Raw genomic sequence first — 18728 nt, 5'->3', positions numbered from 1 at the left:
GTGCATAAGCGCGGCCACATCAATGCGCGGGGCAAGGCCCTCCACAAGCCTTTTCGAGGACGATCATGAACGCATTCAAGCCGCTGGTTTTCTCCGGGGTTCAGCCCACCGGCAATCTCCACCTTGGCAACTATCTCGGCGCCATCCGCAAGTTCGTTGCATTGCAGGAAGACAATGACTGCATCTATTGCGTCGTCGACATGCACGCCATCACCGCACAGTTGGTCCATTCGGACCTGAAAGCACAGACGCGTTCGATTGCTGCCGCCTTCATTGCGTCGGGCATCGATCCGGTGAAGCATATCGTCTTCAACCAGTCGGCCGTGCCGCAGCATGCCGAGCTTGCCTGGGTGTTCAACTGCGTCGCGCGCATCGGCTGGATGGAGCGCATGACCCAGTTCAAGGACAAGTCCGGCAAGAATGCCGAGCAGGTTTCGCTTGGACTGCTGGCCTATCCGAGCCTGATGGCAGCAGACATTCTGGTGTATCGCGCGACCCATGTTCCGGTCGGTGACGACCAGAAGCAGCATCTGGAACTGGCACGCGACATCGCCCAGAAGTTCAACATCGATTTCGGCGATCATATCCGCAAGGCTGGGCTCGGCCTCGATATCACCGTCGGCGACGAACCCGTTCACGCCTATTTCCCGATGGTCGAACCGCTGATCGGTGGTCCGGCGCCGCGTGTCATGTCCTTGAAGGACGGCACCAAGAAGATGTCGAAATCCGATCCGTCGGATCTGTCGCGCATCAACCTGATGGATGATGTCGACGCGATCTCCAAGAAAATCAAGAAGGCCAAGACCGACCCGGACGCGTTGCCGAGCGAAGTCGAAGGCCTTAAAGGTCGTGCCGAGGCGGAAAACCTCGTCGGAATCTATGCGGCGCTGTCCGACAAGACCAAGGCGGATGTGCTTGCCGAATTCGGTGGGCAGCAGTTTTCCGCCTTCAAGCCGGCGCTTGTTGATCTGGCGGTCAACGTGCTTGCACCGATCAACAACGAGATGCGCCGCCTTCTGGATGATGTCAGCCATATCGACGCGATCCTGAAGGATGGCGGCGAGCGTGCTGGAGCCATCGCACAAAAGACGATGGACGAAGTCCGCGACATCATCGGCTTCCTGCGGTGATTTTGTCTGCGCCTCCCGCCTTTCGGCGAGAGGCGTTTTTCTGGGTGCGGAGGCGTCGTATCTGCACATTCGCCTTTTAGGAAAATCGATTCCGCTTTCCATTGTGATACGATAAGCTCCGCCCAAACCGGCGGGCGGCGCTTCATGCCACGGCGGAAACAGGGAGTGCTGAATGGTTTCAAAACGGCTGTCGCGCCTGGAAGGACACCGGCGAAAATTTCTGGTGGTCATCGACGGCACACCGGAATGCGAAAGAGCCGTGCATTATGCCGGCCGCCGCGCCAAGAACTCCAATGGCGCCCTCGTTCTGCTCTTCGTCATCCCAGAGGGGGATTTCCAGCAGTGGCTGGGCGTCGAGCAGATCATGCGGGCCGAAGCCCGCGAAGAGGCTGAGGCCTCGCTGGCGAAGGTCGCACAACGCGTGCGTGAGACCGTCGGCATCGAGCCGGAGGCGGTGATCCGCGAAGGCAATGCCGCCGAGCAGATCCACGGTCTGATCGAAGAAGATCGCGACATCGCCATCCTTGTATTGGCTGCAGGCTCTACCAAGGACGGCCCAGGTCCGCTCGTCTCCTCCATTGCAGGACGCGGCGCTGCCTTCCCCATTCCCGTCACGGTCTTGCCGGATACGCTGACGGACGAGGAAATCGACGCCCTCTGCTGACCGCTGTCCATCAAGCGCTTTCGCCACGAAGAATCCTGTTCGGCTTTGGCGAAAACGGGTGTAGAACAGGGCGGAAGATTTCTTGAACGGGATTGTCATGTCAGGGCTTGAAGTCGCTCTTCGTCCGGCATATTTTGGAAGCATTCTAAATTACGGGGCAAGCATGCCCTGACCGGGGCGCTGCCTCGAAGGAGATCGAAATGTTCATTCAAACGGAATCCACGCCAAACCCGACGACCCTTAAGTTCCTGCCGGGCAGGGTGGTTCTGGAAAGCGGCACGGCGGAATTCCTAAGCGCTGAGCAGGCGCAATCTTCGCCGCTCGCAGCAACGCTGTTTGAAATTCCGGGCGTCACCGGCGTCTATTACGGCTTCGATTTCATCACCGTTACCAAGGACGGCGCCGAATGGCAGCACCTGAAGCCCGCGATCCTCGGTTCGATCATGGAGCACTTCATGTCCGGCCGCCCGCTGATGGGCACGGCGGTCCATGCCGAGATTTCCGACGAGGAAGAAGAGTTCTTCGAAGAGGGTGACGAGACGATCGTTGCGACCATCAAGGAACTTCTCGAAACCCGCGTCCGTCCAGCAGTGGCTCAGGATGGCGGCGACATCACCTTCCGTGGTTTTCGCGATGGCACGGTGTTCCTCAACATGAAGGGCGCATGCTCCGGCTGCCCATCTTCCACGGCAACTTTGAAGCATGGCGTGCAGAACCTGCTCCGCCACTTCGTGCCGGAAGTGCAAGAGGTCGAGGCTGTTTGATAAACGGCTGAGCCAATCGATCGATACTGAGGCGAGGCGCGTGACTGCGCCTCTACTCATAAGCGGCGTTGCCACGAGCCTCGTTCGTCTCGCTCGTGGCTTGCGCTTTGGACAGGCATAAGGTTCAGCTTTTCAGATGATCATTCTCTCCATCGATACATCCGGCGTGGATTGCTCTGCCTGTGTCTATGACAGTGAAAACGATACTGTCCTCGGCGAAGTGACGGAAAACATTGGCAAGGGTCATGCCGAATTGCTGATGGGCATTATCGATGGTGCGCTTTCCAAGGCTGGTCTGACGCTCAATGCCGTCGAGCGTCTCGCCGTCACGATCGGCCCCGGTTCTTTCACCGGCATTCGCGTGGGTGTGGCCGCCGCACGCGGCTTCGCGCTTTCGCTCGATGTGGAGGCTGTCGGCATCACGACCCTTGAGACGCTTGCCGCTCATCACCAGCGGCAGCAGCCCGGCCAGCCCGTCGCGGTCGGTCTCGATGCCAAGCGTGGCGAATGCTATCTCCAGATTTTCGCAGCCGATGGCGCGCCTCTGACCGAGGCCGCGCTGGTGTCTCTCGACGACGCCAGACAATCGCTTGTCGGCTTTGACGGCGCGATCATAGGCTCCGCCGCGCCGCTCTTTGCTGGTGAGGAGACGGGTTCGGGGCCGGATCATTTTCCTATCGATACCGTCGCACGTGTCGCGGCGACGAAACCCGCGCATCAGCCAAAGCCCGCGCCACTTTATCTGCGTGGCCCGGACGCCCGCCCGCAGTCGGGATTTGCGCTGGAGCGCCTATCGCCCGCCTGAAAGCGCGCCCTTTCGCCCGGTCGAAATTGATTCCGATTTGCCGGACAATGCTGTAGCCCTCTTGCATTCAAGGTGGATGATTCCCTGCAATGTTCGACGACTATCTGAGCTGGAAACCCTTTTTCGAAATCGTGCCGATGGCGCATGCTGACTGCGCCGATGTCTCTGAGCTTCACACCTCCCGCTTTACCCAGGCGTGGAGTGAGGGCGAGTTTTCGAGCCTTCTGTCACAGAATACTGTCTTCGGCGCCGTCGCGCGTCAAACCAACGCCTTCTTCAGCCAGCCGCTCGGCGGCTTCGTCTTGTCGCGCGAAGCGGGTGGAGAAGCTGAAATTTTGACCGTTGCCGTCAGCGACAAATTTGCCGGTGCCGGGCTTGGCTGGCGCCTCATGCAGGCTGCCATGCGCGAAGCGCTGATGCGCGGTGCCGAAACCATGTTTCTGGAAGTGGACGGTTCCAACGGTCCGGCGGTGCATCTCTATCGCAAGCTTGGCTTCAAGACGGTCGCAGAGCGCAGGGCCTATTACACGGCCAAGGATGGGACGAAATCCACAGCGCTTGTCATGCGCCGCGATCTTCGATAGTTCCGTGACGGTGAGACACTCTGCCACCAATATGGTGGACCAACGCAGCATCTGAAGGCCTGATTATCGTGGTAGACCTTTCGAAAACCCTTGAAGAAATATGTGCGGAGCGCGGAATGCGCATGACCGACCAGCGGCGTGTCATCGCCCGCGTTCTTCAGGAATCGGAAGACCATCCAGACGTGGAGGAGCTCTATCGTCGCTCATCCGCGGTCGATCCAAAGATTTCGATCTCCACCGTCTATCGCACCGTTAAGCTGTTTGAAGACGCGGGCATTATCGAGCGCCATGATTTTCGCGATGGCCGCTCGCGCTATGAGACCGTACCGGAAGAGCACCACGATCATCTGATCGACCTGAAGACTGGTGTCGTCATCGAATTTCGTTCCGCTGAGATCGAAGCGCTGCAGGAAAAGATTGCCCGCGAGCACGGCTTCAGGCTCGTCGATCATCGGCTTGAACTTTACGGCGTTCCGCTGAAACCAGAAGAGCGTTGAGGCAATTTTCCATGGCCACGGAGCAAGTGCGGCGATGACGTGGCTTCGGATTGCCTATGCGGTTTTCATTCTCTCCATCGTTACCCTTGTGCTGTTGCCCGTGCAGCTCATCGGCCTCTGGCTCGATTTGCCGATCCGCCGCAGGGTGCCGCGCCTGTGGCACCGGGTAGCCTGTCGATCGATCGGTATCAGGGTTCATGTCCACGGCGGGCTGGAGACCGAACGGCCTCTGCTGCTGATTGCCAATCACGTGTCCTGGAAGGACATATTGGTGCTGGGCAGTGTTGCGGATGTCGCCTTCATTGCCAAGACTGAAGTGCGCGACTGGCCGATCTTCGGCAAGCTGGCGCGTTTGCAGAAAACCGTCTTCGTCACCCGTGAACAGAAACGCACGACAGGCGCGCAGGTCAACGAGATTGCCGATAGGCTTGCAGGCGGCGAGATCATCGTGCTCTTCCCCGAGGGCACGACCTCGGATGGCAATCGGCTTCTACCGATCAAGTCCTCGCTGTTCGGAGCAGCCTCAAGTGCCGCCGATCAGGTTCCGAGCCAGCTCGTCCATGTCCAGCCCGTCGCGATCGCCTATACCGGCATTCAGGGAATGGCGATGGGGCGTTACCATAGACCGGTTGCCGCCTGGCCTGGAAGCATCGGCTTGCTGCCGTCATTGGTGGGTCTGGTGAAGGCCGGCGCAATCGAGGTTGACGTCACCTTTGGGGAAGCGATCCCCTTCCGCAAGGGTGACAATCGCAAGGCGCTGAGCATCGAAGCGACCACTGCACTTCGCACCATGTTGAATTTCAGCCTGCGTGGAGGCTGGCGAAAGTCTCGATAGCCTCTATTTCCGCATTTTTCTATTTAACTGGTGGCCGAAAATCATTAGATACGCGCCATGACCCAGGACACGCTTGGCCTCGACGCCACCCCGACCGCTATGGCTCATGGAGCCAACAGCCGCAAGGTCTTCATCAAGACCTATGGCTGTCAGATGAATGTCTACGATTCCTTGCGCATGAGCGATGCTCTGGCAAAGGATGGTTATGTTCAGACGGAGGATATGGGCGAGGCGGATCTCGTTCTGCTCAATACCTGTCACATCCGTGAAAAGGCGGCGGAAAAGGTCTATTCTGCGCTCGGTCGTCTGCGCGACATGAAGAAGCTGCGCGAGGAAGAGGGCCGCGAATTCGTCATTGGCGTCGCCGGTTGTGTGGCCCAGGCCGAAGGCGAAGAGATACTGCGCCGTGCGCCCGCCGTCGATGTCGTCATCGGCCCGCAGACCTATCATCGCTTGCCGCAGGCGCTGGCCCGCGTTCGCGATGGTGAGCGGGTGATCGAGACCGATTATGCGGTCGAAGACAAGTTCGAGCATCTGCCGGTAGCCGAAAAGGCAAAGCTGCGCTCGCGTGGCGTGACGGCCTTTCTTACTGTTCAGGAAGGCTGTGACAAGTTTTGCACCTTTTGCGTCGTGCCCTACACGCGCGGATCCGAAGTTTCCCGGCCCGTCAGCCAGATCCTCGACGAGGCGATGAAGCTCGTCGATGCCGGCGTGCGCGAGATCACGCTGCTTGGTCAGAATGTCAATGCCTGGCGCTCGACGGGTCCGAAGGGCGAAGAATGGGGGCTCGCGGAGCTTCTCTATCGCCTGGCCGAAATTCCGGGGCTCGCCCGTCTACGCTATACGACAAGCCATCCGCGCGACATGGATGATCGCCTGATCGAGGCGCATCGCGAGCTGCGCGCGCTGATGCCCTATCTGCATCTGCCGGTCCAAGCCGGCTCCGACCGCATTTTGAAAGCCATGAACCGCCGCCATACGGGCGAGGAATATTTGAGGCTGATCGAACGAATCCGCACCGCCCGCCCTGATATTGCCATGTCCGGGGATTTTATTGTCGGCTTCCCCGGCGAGACGGATCAGGACTTCGAAGACACGCTCGCAATCGTGGAAGCGGTGAAATACGCACAGGCCTTTTCGTTCAAATATTCTACGCGTCCAGGGACGCCTGGCGCGGATTTGACCGATCAGGTGCCGGAAGATGTAAAGGCCGAACGGCTGGAGAGATTGCAGGGGCTGCTGTTGAAACAGCAGAACGATTTTGCCCAGTCGCTCGTTGGAAAGACCATGGATGTGTTGCTGGAAAAGCCCGGTCGCATGCCCGGACAGCTGATCGGTCGTTCTCCCTGGCTGCAGTCTGTGAATCTTGATGCAAAGAACATGAAAATCGGTGACATTATTCATGTACGAATCACCGCGACCGGTCCAAACAGCTTGTTTGCCGAGGTGGCATAGAGTTAGAGTTGGGAACCGGAACTGACCTCGGACAGGAGCCTGACCGCTTGAACGCACACGAATTGGTCTCACCATCATCGCGCCAGCCACGTTCACCCGCGACCGACGCCAATCACTTCGTCCTCACGTTCGAGAATAACAGAATAGCCGGAGAGCTATTCGGTCAGTTCGATCAAAACCTGAAATTACTGGAGCAGAAGCTCAACATCGATGCCCGCCCACGCGGCAATTCGGTGGCTATCACCGGCGACATGGTTGCGACCAACCAGGCCCGCCGCGCTCTGGATTTCCTCTATCAGCGCCTGCTGAAGGGTGGCACAGCCGAACTTTCCGACGTCGAAGGCGCAATCCGCATGGCGGTCGCGGCGGACGACCAACTGACCCTGCCGACAATGGAGCGCAAAGCCAAGGTGTCGATGGCCCAGATTTCTACCCGCAAGAAGACCATTGCCGCCCGCACACCGACACAGGATGTCTATATGCGGGCGCTGGAACAGTCGGAGCTCGTCTTCGGTGTTGGGCCAGCGGGTACCGGCAAGACCTATCTGGCCGTCGCTCATGCCGCCCAGCTTCTGGAGCGCGGTGCGGTGGATCGCATCGTTCTTTCGCGTCCCGCCGTGGAAGCGGGCGAGCGTCTGGGCTTCCTTCCGGGCGACATGAAAGAGAAGGTCGATCCCTATCTTCGTCCGCTCTATGACGCGCTTTACGACATGATGCCCGGCGACAAGGTGGAGCGTGCCATCCAGGCAGGCGTTATCGAGATTGCGCCGCTCGCCTTCATGCGTGGCCGCACACTTGCAAACGCTGCCGTCATTCTCGACGAGGCGCAGAACACCACTGCCATGCAGATGAAGATGTTCCTGACCCGCTTGGGCGAGAATGGCCGCATGATCGTGACGGGCGACCCAAGCCAGGTCGACCTTCCGCGTGGGGTGAAATCCGGTCTGGTCGAGGCCTTGCAGATCCTGGGCGACGTTGAAGGCGTTTCCGTGGTTCGCTTCAAGGACGTCGACGTCGTGCGTCACCCGATGGTGGCGCGTATCGTCAAGGCCTACGAATCCCACACGGCTGTGCCGGATGAGAGCCTTCCAAGACAAGGTTACTGAAGCCGAGACGATGACGGTTCTGGATATTCAAATCTCTGTCGAGGCCGATGACTGGTCCTCGGAGGAAGAGCTTTTGGCCTTCAGCACGAAAGTGCTGGAGGCCACTGTTTCCTATCTGAAAGACGAAGAGCAGCAGCCGTTCCCCGCCATGCCGGTGGAACTGTCGCTGGTCTTCACCGATGACGCTGCCATCAAGGAAATAAATGCGGAATGGCGCAATAAGGACAAAGCGACGAATGTCCTGTCTTTTCCGGCCTTTCCGCTGGAGCCGGGCGGCATGCCGGGGCCCATGCTCGGCGATATTGTCATTGCGCATGAAACTGTCATGCGCGAAGCTCTTGATCTCGAGAAGAGTTTCGAGGATCATTTGACCCATCTGCTGGTGCATGGATGTCTGCATCTTTTCGGTTATGACCATATGGAAACCGAAGAGGCGGAAGAAATGGAGGGGCTTGAGACTCGCATTTTGGCGACTCTTGGCCTATCTGATCCCTATGCGGGTCAGGACCCGCTTTGATCGAACTGTTTGGGACAATGAACGAACATTCTGCAAGACCGCCCCAAGAGGGCAAGGACGCCGGGGAACAATCCTCATCGGAGGAGGGCAGTAGTCCGTTACGACAGGACTATCAAGCAAAGCCCCGCTCGACCATCTGGTCGAGAATTTCCCGGATCTTGAAGCCATCGCAGGGCGAGCGCCTTCGTGAAGATCTGACCGACGCGCTGATGACCGATACGGATATCGGCGCCGCCTTCACGCCCGACGAGCGGGCGATGCTCAACAATATTCTCCGCTTCAGAGAAGTCACGGTCGAGGACATCATGATCCCGCGCGTCGATATTGACGGGCTCGATCAGGAGACGACGATCGGTGAAGCGATGATCCGCTTCGAGGCGACCGGGCGCTCGCGCATGCCGGTCTATGACGAGACGCTCGACGACCCGAAGGGGATGATCCATATACGAGACCTGTTGTCCTATGTGGGCAAGCAGGCGCGCAACAAGCGCAGAAGCGGTACGCGTGCGCCAGCCGATGGCGAAGCGAAGTCGCCGCGCACACCGCGCTCGAATTTCGATCTCGCCCGCGTCGATCTCGAAACGACGCTGGCCGAAGCCGGAATCATCCGCAAGATCCTGTTTGCGCCACCCTCCATGCTCGCATCCGATCTCCTGAAGACCATGCAGGCGCAGCGCACCCAGCTTGCGGTGATCATCGACGAATATGGCGGCACCGACGGACTTGTGTCCCACGAGGACATCGTGGAGATGGTCATTGGCGACATCGACGATGAGCATGACAAGGACGAGGCGATGTTCGTCCGCGTGTCGTCCGACGTCCTGATCGCGGATGCGCGCATCGAACTGGCGGAACTTGCCCAGGCGATCGGTCCGGATTTCGATGTTCGAGAGCATGCCGAGGAGATCGATACGCTGGGTGGTCTCGTCTTCTTTGCGCTTGGCCGCATCCCGTCAAAGGGTGAGGTGGTCCGTGCGGTACCAGGATTTGAATTCCAGATTCTGGATGCCGACAATCGCCGCATCAAGCGCGTCCGCATCCTTCGCGACGAGTCCTCCACGGGCGAGGATGACCAGGCGCCGGCACCCGTGGTCACCAGTGAGATGATCGCGCTTCCCGCCCCATCCGACAGCACAGACAAAGCTGCCGTTTGATAGGCTTAAGTCCCGGGCGAAAGGGTCCGGGATTTCTTCTGTTCCAACAACCGGTAGATGAGGCCACTGCAATTGGCGGATTGCACAGACACGCCATCGCTGTCCTGTGGACGTTCGTTTTTTTTTACAGTAAGTCGGAAGGGCATGCCGCATAACTATTCGGCGTTCGGCAGCCGAAACACGATCGGTGGTCTCTCCGACTGCGCGCGTTTCGATGGCAAGTCAGGTTCTGGTATCCGCGTTCCGGTTTTGCGTTGCTGAACGGTGCCCTCAAGGAGATAGATACTGTATGGAGCGGCTCGCGGGCACGATCATGTTGAGCGGTGGCTTCAGCCGCGTTCTCATCGCATTTCTGGCCGGCGCTATCGGTGCGCTCGCCCTGCCGCCGATCGGGTTCTTCGCCAGCCTCTTCGTTTCCTTCACCCTCCTGGTCTGGTTGATCGATGGCACCACGGGAAGCCCCGATGGTGGCGTCGTGTCTCGCGCCTTCAGAGCGTTTCTGCTCGGCTGGATTTTCGGCTTTGGCTATTTCGTCGCGGGCCTCTGGTGGCTCGGAAATGCGCTGCTGCTGGAGGCTGATGAGTTTGCCTGGGCTCTGCCGCTTGCAATTCTGGGCCTGCCCGCTTTTCTCGCGCTTTTTTACGGTCTTGCCGTGATGCTGGCCAACAGCCTCTGGTCGGATGGCTGGGGCAGGCTTGCAGCCCTCTCCGCAGCCTTTGGAGTGGTGGAATGGTTGCGCAGCTTCGTTGCCACCGGATTTCCCTGGAACGCCATCGGTTATGGGATGATGCCGGTTCCGTTGATGATGCAGAGCTCCAACCTGATCGGCATCTTCGGCATATCGATGCTGGCGGTCTTCGTTTGCTCCAGCCCCGCGCTTTTTGGAACCCGCCGTGGCATGGTGCCGGGCCTGACGCTTGCTGTTCTGCTGCTGGCAGGCCATGTGGGATACGGGTTTTATCGTCAGCATCGGCCATTGCCGGAGCCAGTGGCGGATGCAATCACGGTGCGCATCGTGCAGCCCGGCATCGATCAGTCGCGCAAGATGCTGAATGCCGATCGTGCCGAGATATTCCAGGAGCATCTTCGCCTATCGGCCCTTCCGCCGACGCCAGGCAAGAAACGGCCCGATATCATCGTCTGGCCGGAGACTTCCGTTCCCTTCATTCTAACCCAGAACCCGGATGCGCTGGAAGAAATCGCCAAGACGCTGGAGGATGGTCAGATCTTGCTGACGGGGGCGGTTCGCATGGAGGATGCGGGGGCTGGGCATCCGCCGCGCTACTACAACTCCGTCTACGCCGTGGATGGCCAGGGCCAGATTATTGGGGCGACCGACAAGGTGCATCTCGTGCCCTTCGGCGAGTATGTGCCTTTCGAAGACGTGCTGCGGCGTTTCGACATCGAGAATATCGTCAGCCTGCCGGGCGGTTTCTCACCGGCGGCAAGCCGGACACCCATCATTCTTCCATCCGGCAAGAAGATCTACTCCTTCATCTGCTATGAGATCATCTTCCCCGATGAAGTGCCGGCCGATATCGCCTCGTCGGAGGCGATCCTGAATGTCACCAATGATGGCTGGTTCGGCGACACACCCGGCCCCTATCAGCACTTCCAGCAGGCGCGTGTGCGCGCTGTGGAAACTGGCTTGCCAGTGATTCGAGCAGCCAACACTGGCATTTCCGCCATCATTGATCCGTTAGGTGGCATTGAGGCTGGTCTTGACTATGGTCAAAAGGGTATAATCGACGCTACTCTAAGTAGTAAGGCAGGCGACGTCCTGAGCAGCGATGCCCGTAAAACGAACTTTTGGTTGTTGTTTATAACAATGTTGATCGTGGCGCTGTTTTCTAGGTATGGTTTAGTCAGCCGCAAGAATTGACCGAAAACCCCTGAAATTGCATAGTGAGATTGTAGGGTTGTACAACGCAAGTGATATGAAGGACTGTTGCACTGATCCGACCTCTACGGTTTTGCGTTAATGTGTAACAATCACCGACAACAGGATGTCAGGACTAACATATGACCGAAAATAAGAAGAAGCCGAACCCAATCGACATTCATGTCGGAAGCCGCATCCGGCTGCGCCGCACCATGCTGGGCATGAGCCAGGAAAAGCTGGGTGAGAGCCTTGGAATTACCTTCCAGCAGATCCAGAAATATGAAAAGGGCACCAACCGCGTTGGCGCCAGCCGTCTTCAGAACATCTCCGCCATTCTGAACGTTCCGGTCTCCTTCTTCTTCGAAGATGCGCCGGGCGCCGAGCCAGCCTCCGCTTCCGGTTCCGCCGAAGCGTCGAGCTCCAATTACGTCGTGGATTTTCTCTCCTCGTCCGAGGGACTGCAGCTCAACCGCGCCTTCGTCAAGATTAACGATCCGAAGGTCCGCCGCCGTATCGTTGATCTGGTAAAGGCGCTGGCTGCGGAAGGCGACGCCGAGTAAGCGACCGAAAATCGGTCGAATACCCACTTGAACGGCCTTTCGGGGCCGTTTTTTGTTGTGTGCTTGCAGAAATGAAATTCCGATATAAAGATATATTTATGTCGTTCTGTCCTTGTTTTTTCCGATGAAATGAATAACAAACGCACAGACCTGTTCTTTGAGGGGAATCCCGCATGCGCGCCAACTACCTGTTCACCAGCGAATCCGTTGCTGAAGGTCATCCTGACAAGGTTTGCGACCGAATTTCCGATGAAATCGTCGATCTGATTTATCGTGAAGCGTCCAAGACCGGCGTCGACCCATGGACCGTTCGCATCGCTTGCGAAACGCTTGCCACCACCAACCGCGTGATCATCGCTGGTGAAGTGCGCGTTCCCGATACGCTGCTGAAAAAGGACAAGGACGGCAATGTCCTTAAGGACGCCGCTGGCCATCCGGTGATCAATCCGTCCAAGTTCAAGTCCGCGGCGCGCAAGGCCATCCGCGACATCGGCTACGAGCAGGACGGCTTCCACTGGAAGACCGCCAAGATCGACGTGCTCTTGCACCCGCAGTCTGCCGATATCGCGCAGGGCGTCGATAACGCCTCTGACAAGCAGGGCGACGAAGGGGCAGGCGACCAGGGCATCATGTTTGGTTACGCCTGCAAGGAAACACCGGACCTGATGCCGGCGCCGATCTACTATTCTCATCGCATTCTTCAGCTGCTTGCCAATGCTCGCAAGAGCGGCGAAGGCGAAGCCGCCAAGCTCGGCCCCGATGCCAAGAGCCAGGTGACCGTTCGCTATGTCGATGGCAAGGCGTCTGAGGCAGTTTCTATCGTTCTTTCCACGCAGCATCTGGACGCAAGCTGGGATTCCAAGAAGGTTCGCGCAGTCGTCGAACCTTACATCCGCGAAGCGCTTGGCGACCTGAAGATTGCCGATGATTGCAAGTGGTACATCAACCCGACCGGCAAGTTCGTGATCGGCGGTCCTGATGGCGATGCCGGCCTGACCGGCCGCAAGATCATCGTTGACACCTATGGTGGTGCAGCTCCGCACGGCGGTGGCGCATTCTCCGGTAAGGACACCACGAAGGTGGACCGTTCCGCAGCTTACGCCGCTCGCTATCTGGCAAAGAACGTGGTTGCCGCAGGTCTTGCCGACCGCTGCACCATCCAGCTTTCCTACGCCATCGGCGTCGCACAGCCGCTCTCGGTCTATGTAGATCTGCATCAGACCGGCAAGGTCAGCGAAGACGAAGTGGAAGCCGCGATCCGCAAGGTCATGGACCTCTCGCCATCGGGCATCCGCCGTCACCTCGACCTCAACAAGCCGATCTATGCCAAGACCGCATCCTACGGCCATTTCGGTCGCAAGGCTGGCCGCGACGGATCCTTCTCCTGGGAGAAGATCGATCTGGTCAAGCCGCTCAAGGATGCGCTGAAGGCCGCTTGAGGTCATTGCCTCGAAACATAGCCCTCTCCTCCACTCCGGTCTTGCCATGGGCGACCGTTTGGGGGATAGGGTCTGAAAACTTGAAACCCGCGCAATACCGATGAAACGGTAAGGTGCGGGTTCATCTATTTTGCTTGAGAGAGTTCACGATGACGGAAGAGCGGCGTTCACGATCGACGGAAGCGTTCTATGGCAGGCGCAAGGGCAAGCCTTTGCGCAACCAGCAGGTGGAAAGCATCGAGAGCCTTTTGCCGCTGTTGAAAGTCGATCTTGAAACACCGGCGCCGAAGCCACTCGCCGCACTCTTCCCGGCCGACGTCAAATCCATCCGCCTGGAAATCGGTTTTGGCGGTGGCGAACATCTGGTTCATCGTGCAGCTGAAAATCCATCGACAGGCTTCATCGGCGTGGAGCCCTTCGTCAATTCCATGGCGAAGCTCCTTGGTGCCGTCAAAGAGCGCGAGTTGATGAATATTCGCCTCTATGACGACGACGCGACGCAATTGCTGGACTGGCTTCCCGATGAATGCATCGATCACATCGATCTGCTTTATCCGGACCCCTGGCCGAAGAAGAAGCACTGGAAGCGCCGCTTTGTGTCGAACGTCAATCTTGACCGCTTTCACCGCGTGCTGAAGCCGGGCGGCAAGTTCTGCTTTGCTTCCGACATTGATACCTACATCAACTGGACTCTGCAGCACTGCGCCCGCCATGGCGGCTTTGAGTGGACGGCCAAGACGTCTGCCGACTGGTTGACGCCTTACGACAATTGGCCGGGTACCCGCTACGAGAACAAGGCCAAGCGCGAGGGGCGGAGCTCCGCCTACCTCACCTTCCTCAAAGTCTGACGTCAGACCTTCACGATCGCCGGTCCTGCTGTCCTGTAGGGCTTCAGCAGCTTGTCCGGCAGGTCGGCATCCACAACCAGAGTGTCAAGCTTGCCAAGGGGCAGGATGATATAGGGCGAAGCAGCGCCGATCTTGTCCTCCGTCGCAACCAGGATAGTCTCTGCGCATTGTCGGGCGATCAACCTTTTGATTGCTGCTTCTTCGCGGTTCCCAGTGGTCGCGCCGGTCTCTGGATGGACGCCCGTCGCGCCAAGGAAGAACAGGTCGGCGTGGATGCCCGAAATGGCCTCGGCGCTCACAGCACCCATCGAAACGATCGAGTGCTTGAAAAGCCGCCCGCCGATCAACTCCACCTCGACGACCGGATGATGCGCCAGTTCCACGGCGATGCTTGGACTATGGGTGATGATGGTCGCCTGTAGGGTCTGCGGCAGATGGCGGGCAAGCTGGAGATTGGTGGTGCCGCCGTCGAGGAAGACGATTTGTCCCGGCTTGATCAACGCGGCTGCTGCCCGGGCAAGCTTCTCCTTCGCCGAGGAAGCCATCTGTTCGCGCACACGATATTCGGCAACCGCAGGTGAGGATGGCAGCGCGCCACCATGGACCCTCTGTAACAGACCGTCCTTGGCAAGTTCACGCAGATCGCGGCGTATCGTGTCTTCGGAGACACCAAGTTCTTCGGCGAAGCTCTTCGCAACGATTCTGCCGTCCCGCTGTAGGACTTGCTGAATGAGCGTCTTTCGTTCCGATGTCAGCATCCACCCAATCCTCTGCACGAATTTTCTTGACTCTGCATGAAATTGCACGAAATTGCGCGTATGTCCACAACCGGTCAACTCCAGCCACAGGGAAGTTTCATGAGCATCGCGCATCGCATCAACGTCGAGGACGTCAAGGTTCTCTCAAACGACTGGTACCTTCTGAAGAAGACCACCTTTTCCTTTCTCCGGGAGGATGGCACCTGGCAAAAGCAATCGCGCGAAACCTATGATCGCGGCAATGGCGCGACGATCCTGCTTTATGACAAGGAGCGCCGAACGGTGATCCTGACGAGACAGTTCCGCTATCCCGCCTTCGTCAACGGCCATGACGACCTTCTGATCGAAACGCCAGCGGGTCTTCTGGACAATGCCGAACCGGAAGCGCGCATCCGGACGGAGACGGAGGAGGAAACCGGCTTCAAGGTACGCGATGTGCGCCAGGTTTTCGATGCGTTCATGAGCCCTGGTTCCGTCACCGAGAGGCTACACTTCTTCGTCGGCGAGTATCAGCCCGGCGACCGAACATCGGCCGGCGGCGGAAATGAAGACGAGGGCGAGGATATTGCCGTCATGGAAATCGGGATCGATGAAGCGATGAGCATGATCGCCTCAGGGGCCATTCGCGACGGCAAGACGATCATGCTTTTGCAATACGCCGCCCTCAACCTGTTCAAGGATGCTTGATCGGGTTGAGGATAGGAAGAGACTTTATAGTCTCAGAGCTTTGCATCCACATCAGCAGCGGTGGGGATAGACGGCTGGGCGCCCTCACGGGTGCAGGCCAGCGAACCGGCGACAGCGGCACGGCGCAGCGCCTTTTCGAAGTCCATTCCGGCATCGAGGCTTGCGGCGAGATAGCCGCAGAAGGTGTCGCCAGCGCCCACCGTATCGACCGGCTCGATCTTCAGGCCCATGGCTTTGAAGAGCTTGCCATTGCGAATAGCGATCACGCCGTCCGCACCGAGCGTGACGATCAGCGTCTGGCCCGTTTCCGCGTGAAGCGCGCTCAACTCCTTCTCCCGATTGGAAGAGGACAGCCCGTTCTTGCCGATCAACAACTCGAACTCGGTCTCATTGGCGATAACGATATTGGCAAGCTTGGAAAGACGGGCGGCATCGGCTGTCAAAGGAGCCGTGTTGATGATCGTCGTCACGCGCTTCGCTTTGGCGGCCTTCAGCGAGGTCTCGATCGCATCGGCCGGAATTTCAAATTGCAGCATCAGCGTGTCGCCCTCGGCCATCTCCGAGACGGCGCGCTCTGCATCCTGCGGCGAGACCGTACCATTGGCCGCGGGAATAACCGAGATCATGTTCTCGCCACCCTCGCCAATCAGGATCACGGCCGTTCCAGTGGGTTCGGCCACTGTCTTCAGCAGCGAGAGATCGGTCCGGGCGTCACGCAGCAGCGTGAGTGCGGGGGCTGCAAAGGTGTCGTCACCAATAGCACCCGCCATCTTGACGTCCGCTCCGGCGCGTCGTGCGGCCAGCGCCTGATTGGCGCCCTTGCCACCAGCGGCCGTGGAAAAGCTTTTGCCGGTCACCGTCTCGCCTGGCTTCGGAAGACGGTCGGAGGTGGCGACGAGATCCATGTTGATGGAGCCGAAAACAGTAATCATGCGAGGCTGATCCAAAAGGCAAAGACGTTAACAATGCCGATAGTGCTACAGCATCGGCCCGAAAATCGGAATCGATTTTTGGAAAGCACGATGCGTAGATTGAAAGAAGATAGAGCGTCCTTTGTGCGTCTAAAAAGACGCACCGCGCTCTAGCGCATCGGGATCGAAATCGGAAATCGATTTTGCAATGGCGGCGACGTTCGTTTGATTTCAGCGCCGCCTACTCGTCATCCACCACGCGCAGCTTGGCAGCACCTGCGCGCGCATCGGCAATGCGGCGCATATGCTCCACCTCCGAATGCGGGATCTCCTTGGTGGTAGTGGAAAAATCGAGGCTCTCGATCTTGTCGCCACGCGCCAGAACCTTTTCCGACGAGGTCAGCATCATCTCGACATCGCGCTGCGCTTGGCCGAAATGCGTTTGGAGCTTACGGGTGCGCTCATCCAGGCGCCGCACATCGTCCATCAACAGCGCCACTTCACCCTGGATCAGATGGGCCTGCTCCCGCATTCGTTGGTCCTTCAGGACTGACTGGATAACCTGGATCGAAAGCATCAATAGCGATGGTGAAACAATCACCACCCGGGAGCGGTGAGCACGCTGCACCAGAAATTCGAAATGCTGGTGAATATCGGCGAAGATCGATTCCGACGGCACGAAGATGAAGGCGGTATCCTGCGTCTCGCCAGGAATGAGATACTTCTCCGACACATCGCGAATATGCACTTCCATGTCCCGGCGGAACTGCTGGGTCGCAGCGCGCTTGGCTTCCGGAGATTCATCCGCCTTCAGGGCATTCCAGGCTTCCAGCGGAAACTTGGCGTCGATCACCAGCACCGGCGCATTGTTCGGCATCTTGATCGTGCAGTCTGGCCGAAAGCCGTTCGAAAGTGTGGGTTGAAGCTGGTAGGTGCCAGAAGGCAGCGCATCGGCAATCAGCGCTTCCATGCGCGCCTGGCCGAAGGCGCCACGGGTCTGCTTGTTGGAAAGGATCGCCTGCAGCCCGATCACATCCTTGGCAAGATCCTGAATATTGCCTTGCGCAGCATCGATGACGGCAAGGCGCTCCTGCAGCTTGCTGAGGTTCTCATGGGTCGAGCGGGTCTGTTCCGTCAGCGTCGTTCCGAGGCGCTGCGACATGCCATCCAATCGCTCATTCAGCGTCTGGCTCATTTCGTTCTGGCGCGCGGAAAAGGCATCCGCCATGGCGGCGATACGACCTTGCAGCTCGGTCTGGGTCTTCAGAAGTTCGGTCAGTTCTTCCCGTGGCTGATCCGGCGCTGCCGGTTTGCGCAAAAGAAAGAGGACGGCCAGCAGCCCGGCAAAGCCCAGAAAGAAGAGGAGCGTGCCGACCGAAATGTTGAGCGCTCCGACGCTGAAAGCCGTTTGACCGAGGCCGCTGAGATCGATGTTCATAACGCAATCTAACAGAGTTATTCTGATTCGTACAAAACAAGAACATGTCCGCGGCAAAAATGAGTCGGCTATCCAGTATCAGCGTTGAATCGACCGTATTTTTTCATTTCCTCGGCTGATGAGATGGGTTATGGGAAGCCATGACGATCAAGCCTCTTATCATTTTGCCCGATCCGCTGCTGCGCCAGCAATCCAAGCCTGTCGAGACGGTGGATTCGGAAATCCAGCGCCTGGCAGACGACATGCTGGAGACCATGTATGACGCGCCGGGCATCGGTCTGGCCGCGATCCAGATTGGCGTTGCGCGCCGGATGCTGGTGATCGACCTCTCGCGCGACGATGAGGAAAACAAGCCGCAGGTTTTCATCAATCCGGAGATCCTCAAAGTATCGGACGATGTCTCGACCTATGAAGAGGGCTGCCTCTCCATCCCCGATTACTACGCCGAAGTCGAACGTCCGGCCTCTTTGACGGTTGGATATGTGGATCGCGACGGCAAGCGGCAGACGATCGAGGCCGATGGTCTTCTTGCTACCTGCCTGCAGCACGAAATCGACCATCTGAACGGCGTGCTCTTCATCGACCACATCTCGCGACTGAAGCGTGACATGGTCATCAAGAAATTCACCAAGCTGGCCCGCGCCAAGGTCTGATCCGGCTGGCCGATAGGCCGCCCGGTACCAGCAGCAGGGCA

The 18728-nt window shown here is 58.4% G+C and carries 20 protein-coding genes; 17 read left to right on the top strand and 3 right to left on the bottom strand.

What is annotated here, in order from left to right; genetic code table 11:
* Positions 1-65 precede the first annotated feature (65 nt).
* The 15 genes from trpS to trmB all read left to right on the top strand — a co-directional run bounded on the left by trpS (position 66) and on the right by trmB (position 14240).
* A complete protein-coding gene (gene trpS, locus ACTJK5_RS11510; RefSeq protein ID WP_062427111.1) occupies positions 66-1130 on the top strand; it encodes a tryptophan--tRNA ligase in 1065 nt (354 codons plus the stop codon).
* 172 nt (positions 1131-1302) lie between these two features.
* Positions 1303-1794 carry a universal stress protein gene (locus ACTJK5_RS11505; RefSeq protein ID WP_062427110.1) on the top strand — a complete coding sequence of 164 codons (492 nt, stop codon included), beginning with the start codon at positions 1303-1305 and terminating at the stop codon, positions 1792-1794.
* Between the two features lie 200 nt (positions 1795-1994).
* The gene (locus tag ACTJK5_RS11500) at positions 1995-2558 is read left to right on the top strand and encodes a NifU family protein (RefSeq protein ID WP_440612470.1); all 564 of its coding nucleotides are present in this window, start codon (positions 1995-1997) and stop codon (positions 2556-2558) included.
* Between the two features lie 136 nt (positions 2559-2694).
* Entirely contained in the window at positions 2695-3363 is a 669-nt protein-coding gene (gene tsaB, locus ACTJK5_RS11495) for a tRNA (adenosine(37)-N6)-threonylcarbamoyltransferase complex dimerization subunit type 1 TsaB (protein ID WP_440612469.1), read from the top strand.
* A gap of 89 nt (positions 3364-3452) precedes the next feature.
* A complete protein-coding gene (locus ACTJK5_RS11490; protein WP_440612468.1) occupies positions 3453-3947 on the top strand; it encodes a GNAT family N-acetyltransferase in 495 nt (164 codons plus the stop codon).
* Between the two features lie 68 nt (positions 3948-4015).
* Positions 4016-4444, top strand: coding sequence for a Fur family transcriptional regulator (locus ACTJK5_RS11485; RefSeq protein ID WP_062443002.1), 429 nt, complete (start codon positions 4016-4018; stop codon positions 4442-4444).
* Positions 4445-4478: 34 nt separating this feature from the next.
* On the top strand, positions 4479-5279 hold the full coding sequence (locus tag ACTJK5_RS11480) for a lysophospholipid acyltransferase family protein (protein WP_440612467.1): 801 nt from the start codon (positions 4479-4481) through the stop codon (positions 5277-5279).
* Positions 5280-5336: 57 nt separating this feature from the next.
* The gene (gene miaB / locus ACTJK5_RS11475) at positions 5337-6734 is read left to right on the top strand and encodes a tRNA (N6-isopentenyl adenosine(37)-C2)-methylthiotransferase MiaB (protein WP_440612466.1); all 1398 of its coding nucleotides are present in this window, start codon (positions 5337-5339) and stop codon (positions 6732-6734) included.
* 47 nt (positions 6735-6781) lie between these two features.
* Positions 6782-7840, top strand: coding sequence for a PhoH family protein (locus ACTJK5_RS11470; protein WP_153312130.1), 1059 nt, complete (start codon positions 6782-6784; stop codon positions 7838-7840).
* 10 nt (positions 7841-7850) lie between these two features.
* A complete protein-coding gene (gene ybeY, locus ACTJK5_RS11465) occupies positions 7851-8357 on the top strand; it encodes an rRNA maturation RNase YbeY (protein WP_062442992.1) in 507 nt (168 codons plus the stop codon).
* A gap of 17 nt (positions 8358-8374) precedes the next feature.
* Positions 8375-9511, top strand: coding sequence for a hemolysin family protein (locus ACTJK5_RS11460; protein ID WP_440612465.1), 1137 nt, complete (start codon positions 8375-8377; stop codon positions 9509-9511).
* Between the two features lie 289 nt (positions 9512-9800).
* Positions 9801-11393: an apolipoprotein N-acyltransferase gene (gene lnt / locus ACTJK5_RS11455; RefSeq protein ID WP_113259837.1), complete on the top strand. Its 1593-nt coding sequence runs from the start codon at positions 9801-9803 to the stop codon at positions 11391-11393.
* Between the two features lie 140 nt (positions 11394-11533).
* Positions 11534-11953 carry a helix-turn-helix domain-containing protein gene (locus ACTJK5_RS11450; protein ID WP_062427100.1) on the top strand — a complete coding sequence of 140 codons (420 nt, stop codon included), beginning with the start codon at positions 11534-11536 and terminating at the stop codon, positions 11951-11953.
* Between the two features lie 173 nt (positions 11954-12126).
* A complete protein-coding gene (metK, locus tag ACTJK5_RS11445; RefSeq protein WP_062427099.1) occupies positions 12127-13392 on the top strand; it encodes a methionine adenosyltransferase in 1266 nt (421 codons plus the stop codon).
* Positions 13393-13541: 149 nt separating this feature from the next.
* Positions 13542-14240 carry a tRNA (guanosine(46)-N7)-methyltransferase TrmB gene (gene trmB, locus ACTJK5_RS11440; protein ID WP_335322952.1) on the top strand — a complete coding sequence of 233 codons (699 nt, stop codon included), beginning with the start codon at positions 13542-13544 and terminating at the stop codon, positions 14238-14240.
* Between the two features lie 2 nt (positions 14241-14242).
* On the opposite strand, the gene ACTJK5_RS11435 is transcribed toward trmB, so the two are convergent.
* Entirely contained in the window at positions 14243-14998 is a 756-nt protein-coding gene (locus ACTJK5_RS11435; RefSeq protein WP_335322951.1) for a DeoR/GlpR family DNA-binding transcription regulator, read from the bottom strand.
* Positions 14999-15097: 99 nt separating this feature from the next.
* Between ACTJK5_RS11435 and ACTJK5_RS11430 the strand changes: the two genes are divergently transcribed.
* Positions 15098-15685, top strand: a complete 588-nt coding sequence (locus ACTJK5_RS11430) for an NUDIX domain-containing protein (protein WP_440612464.1) — start codon at positions 15098-15100, stop codon at positions 15683-15685.
* A gap of 32 nt (positions 15686-15717) precedes the next feature.
* Here the strand turns inward: ACTJK5_RS11430 and ACTJK5_RS11425 are convergent, their stop codons facing one another.
* A complete protein-coding gene (locus ACTJK5_RS11425; RefSeq protein ID WP_440612463.1) occupies positions 15718-16617 on the bottom strand; it encodes a ribokinase in 900 nt (299 codons plus the stop codon).
* A 220-nt stretch (positions 16618-16837) separates the two neighbouring features.
* On the bottom strand, positions 16838-18034 hold the full coding sequence (locus ACTJK5_RS11420; RefSeq protein WP_440612462.1) for a DNA recombination protein RmuC: 1197 nt from the start codon (positions 18032-18034) through the stop codon (positions 16838-16840).
* 140 nt (positions 18035-18174) lie between these two features.
* Between ACTJK5_RS11420 and def the strand changes: the two genes are divergently transcribed.
* Positions 18175-18687 (top strand): peptide deformylase, encoded by a 513-nt coding sequence (gene def / locus ACTJK5_RS11415; protein WP_440612461.1) that lies wholly within the window; start codon positions 18175-18177, stop codon positions 18685-18687.
* The last annotated feature ends 41 nt before the right edge of the window (positions 18688-18728 follow it).

The organism is Agrobacterium sp. 22094, assembly GCF_052046015.1.
Taxonomy (GTDB): domain Bacteria; phylum Pseudomonadota; class Alphaproteobacteria; order Rhizobiales; family Rhizobiaceae; genus Agrobacterium; species Agrobacterium cavarae.
Note: the sequence above shows the minus strand (reverse complement) of the source record. Positions and strands in the feature narration are given on the sequence as shown.

Excerpts from the sequence above, each read along its gene's own strand:
- trpS (WP_062427111.1), top strand. The coding sequence starts at position 66 with ATGAACGCATTCAAGCCGCTGGTTTTCTCCGGGGTTCAGCCCACCGGC.
- tsaB (WP_440612469.1), top strand. The coding sequence starts at position 2,695 with ATGATCATTCTCTCCATCGATACATCCGGCGTGGATTGCTCTGCCTGT.
- ACTJK5_RS11460 (WP_440612465.1), top strand. The coding sequence starts at position 8,375 with ATGAACGAACATTCTGCAAGACCGCCCCAAGAGGGCAAGGACGCCGGG.
- miaB (WP_440612466.1), top strand. The coding sequence starts at position 5,337 with ATGACCCAGGACACGCTTGGCCTCGACGCCACCCCGACCGCTATGGCT.
- def (WP_440612461.1), top strand. The coding sequence starts at position 18,175 with ATGACGATCAAGCCTCTTATCATTTTGCCCGATCCGCTGCTGCGCCAG.
- ACTJK5_RS11435 (WP_335322951.1), bottom strand. The coding sequence starts at position 14,998 with ATGCTGACATCGGAACGAAAGACGCTCATTCAGCAAGTCCTACAGCGG.
- ACTJK5_RS11490 (WP_440612468.1), top strand. The coding sequence starts at position 3,453 with ATGTTCGACGACTATCTGAGCTGGAAACCCTTTTTCGAAATCGTGCCG.
- ACTJK5_RS11420 (WP_440612462.1), bottom strand. The coding sequence starts at position 18,034 with ATGAACATCGATCTCAGCGGCCTCGGTCAAACGGCTTTCAGCGTCGGA.
- ACTJK5_RS11430 (WP_440612464.1), top strand. The coding sequence starts at position 15,098 with ATGAGCATCGCGCATCGCATCAACGTCGAGGACGTCAAGGTTCTCTCA.
- ACTJK5_RS11505 (WP_062427110.1), top strand. The coding sequence starts at position 1,303 with ATGGTTTCAAAACGGCTGTCGCGCCTGGAAGGACACCGGCGAAAATTT.
- lnt (WP_113259837.1), top strand. The coding sequence starts at position 9,801 with ATGGAGCGGCTCGCGGGCACGATCATGTTGAGCGGTGGCTTCAGCCGC.
- ACTJK5_RS11480 (WP_440612467.1), top strand. The coding sequence starts at position 4,479 with ATGACGTGGCTTCGGATTGCCTATGCGGTTTTCATTCTCTCCATCGTT.
- ACTJK5_RS11450 (WP_062427100.1), top strand. The coding sequence starts at position 11,534 with ATGACCGAAAATAAGAAGAAGCCGAACCCAATCGACATTCATGTCGGA.
- ACTJK5_RS11500 (WP_440612470.1), top strand. The coding sequence starts at position 1,995 with ATGTTCATTCAAACGGAATCCACGCCAAACCCGACGACCCTTAAGTTC.
- trmB (WP_335322952.1), top strand. The coding sequence starts at position 13,542 with ATGACGGAAGAGCGGCGTTCACGATCGACGGAAGCGTTCTATGGCAGG.
- ybeY (WP_062442992.1), top strand. The coding sequence starts at position 7,851 with ATGACGGTTCTGGATATTCAAATCTCTGTCGAGGCCGATGACTGGTCC.
- metK (WP_062427099.1), top strand. The coding sequence starts at position 12,127 with ATGCGCGCCAACTACCTGTTCACCAGCGAATCCGTTGCTGAAGGTCAT.
- ACTJK5_RS11425 (WP_440612463.1), bottom strand. The coding sequence starts at position 16,617 with ATGATTACTGTTTTCGGCTCCATCAACATGGATCTCGTCGCCACCTCC.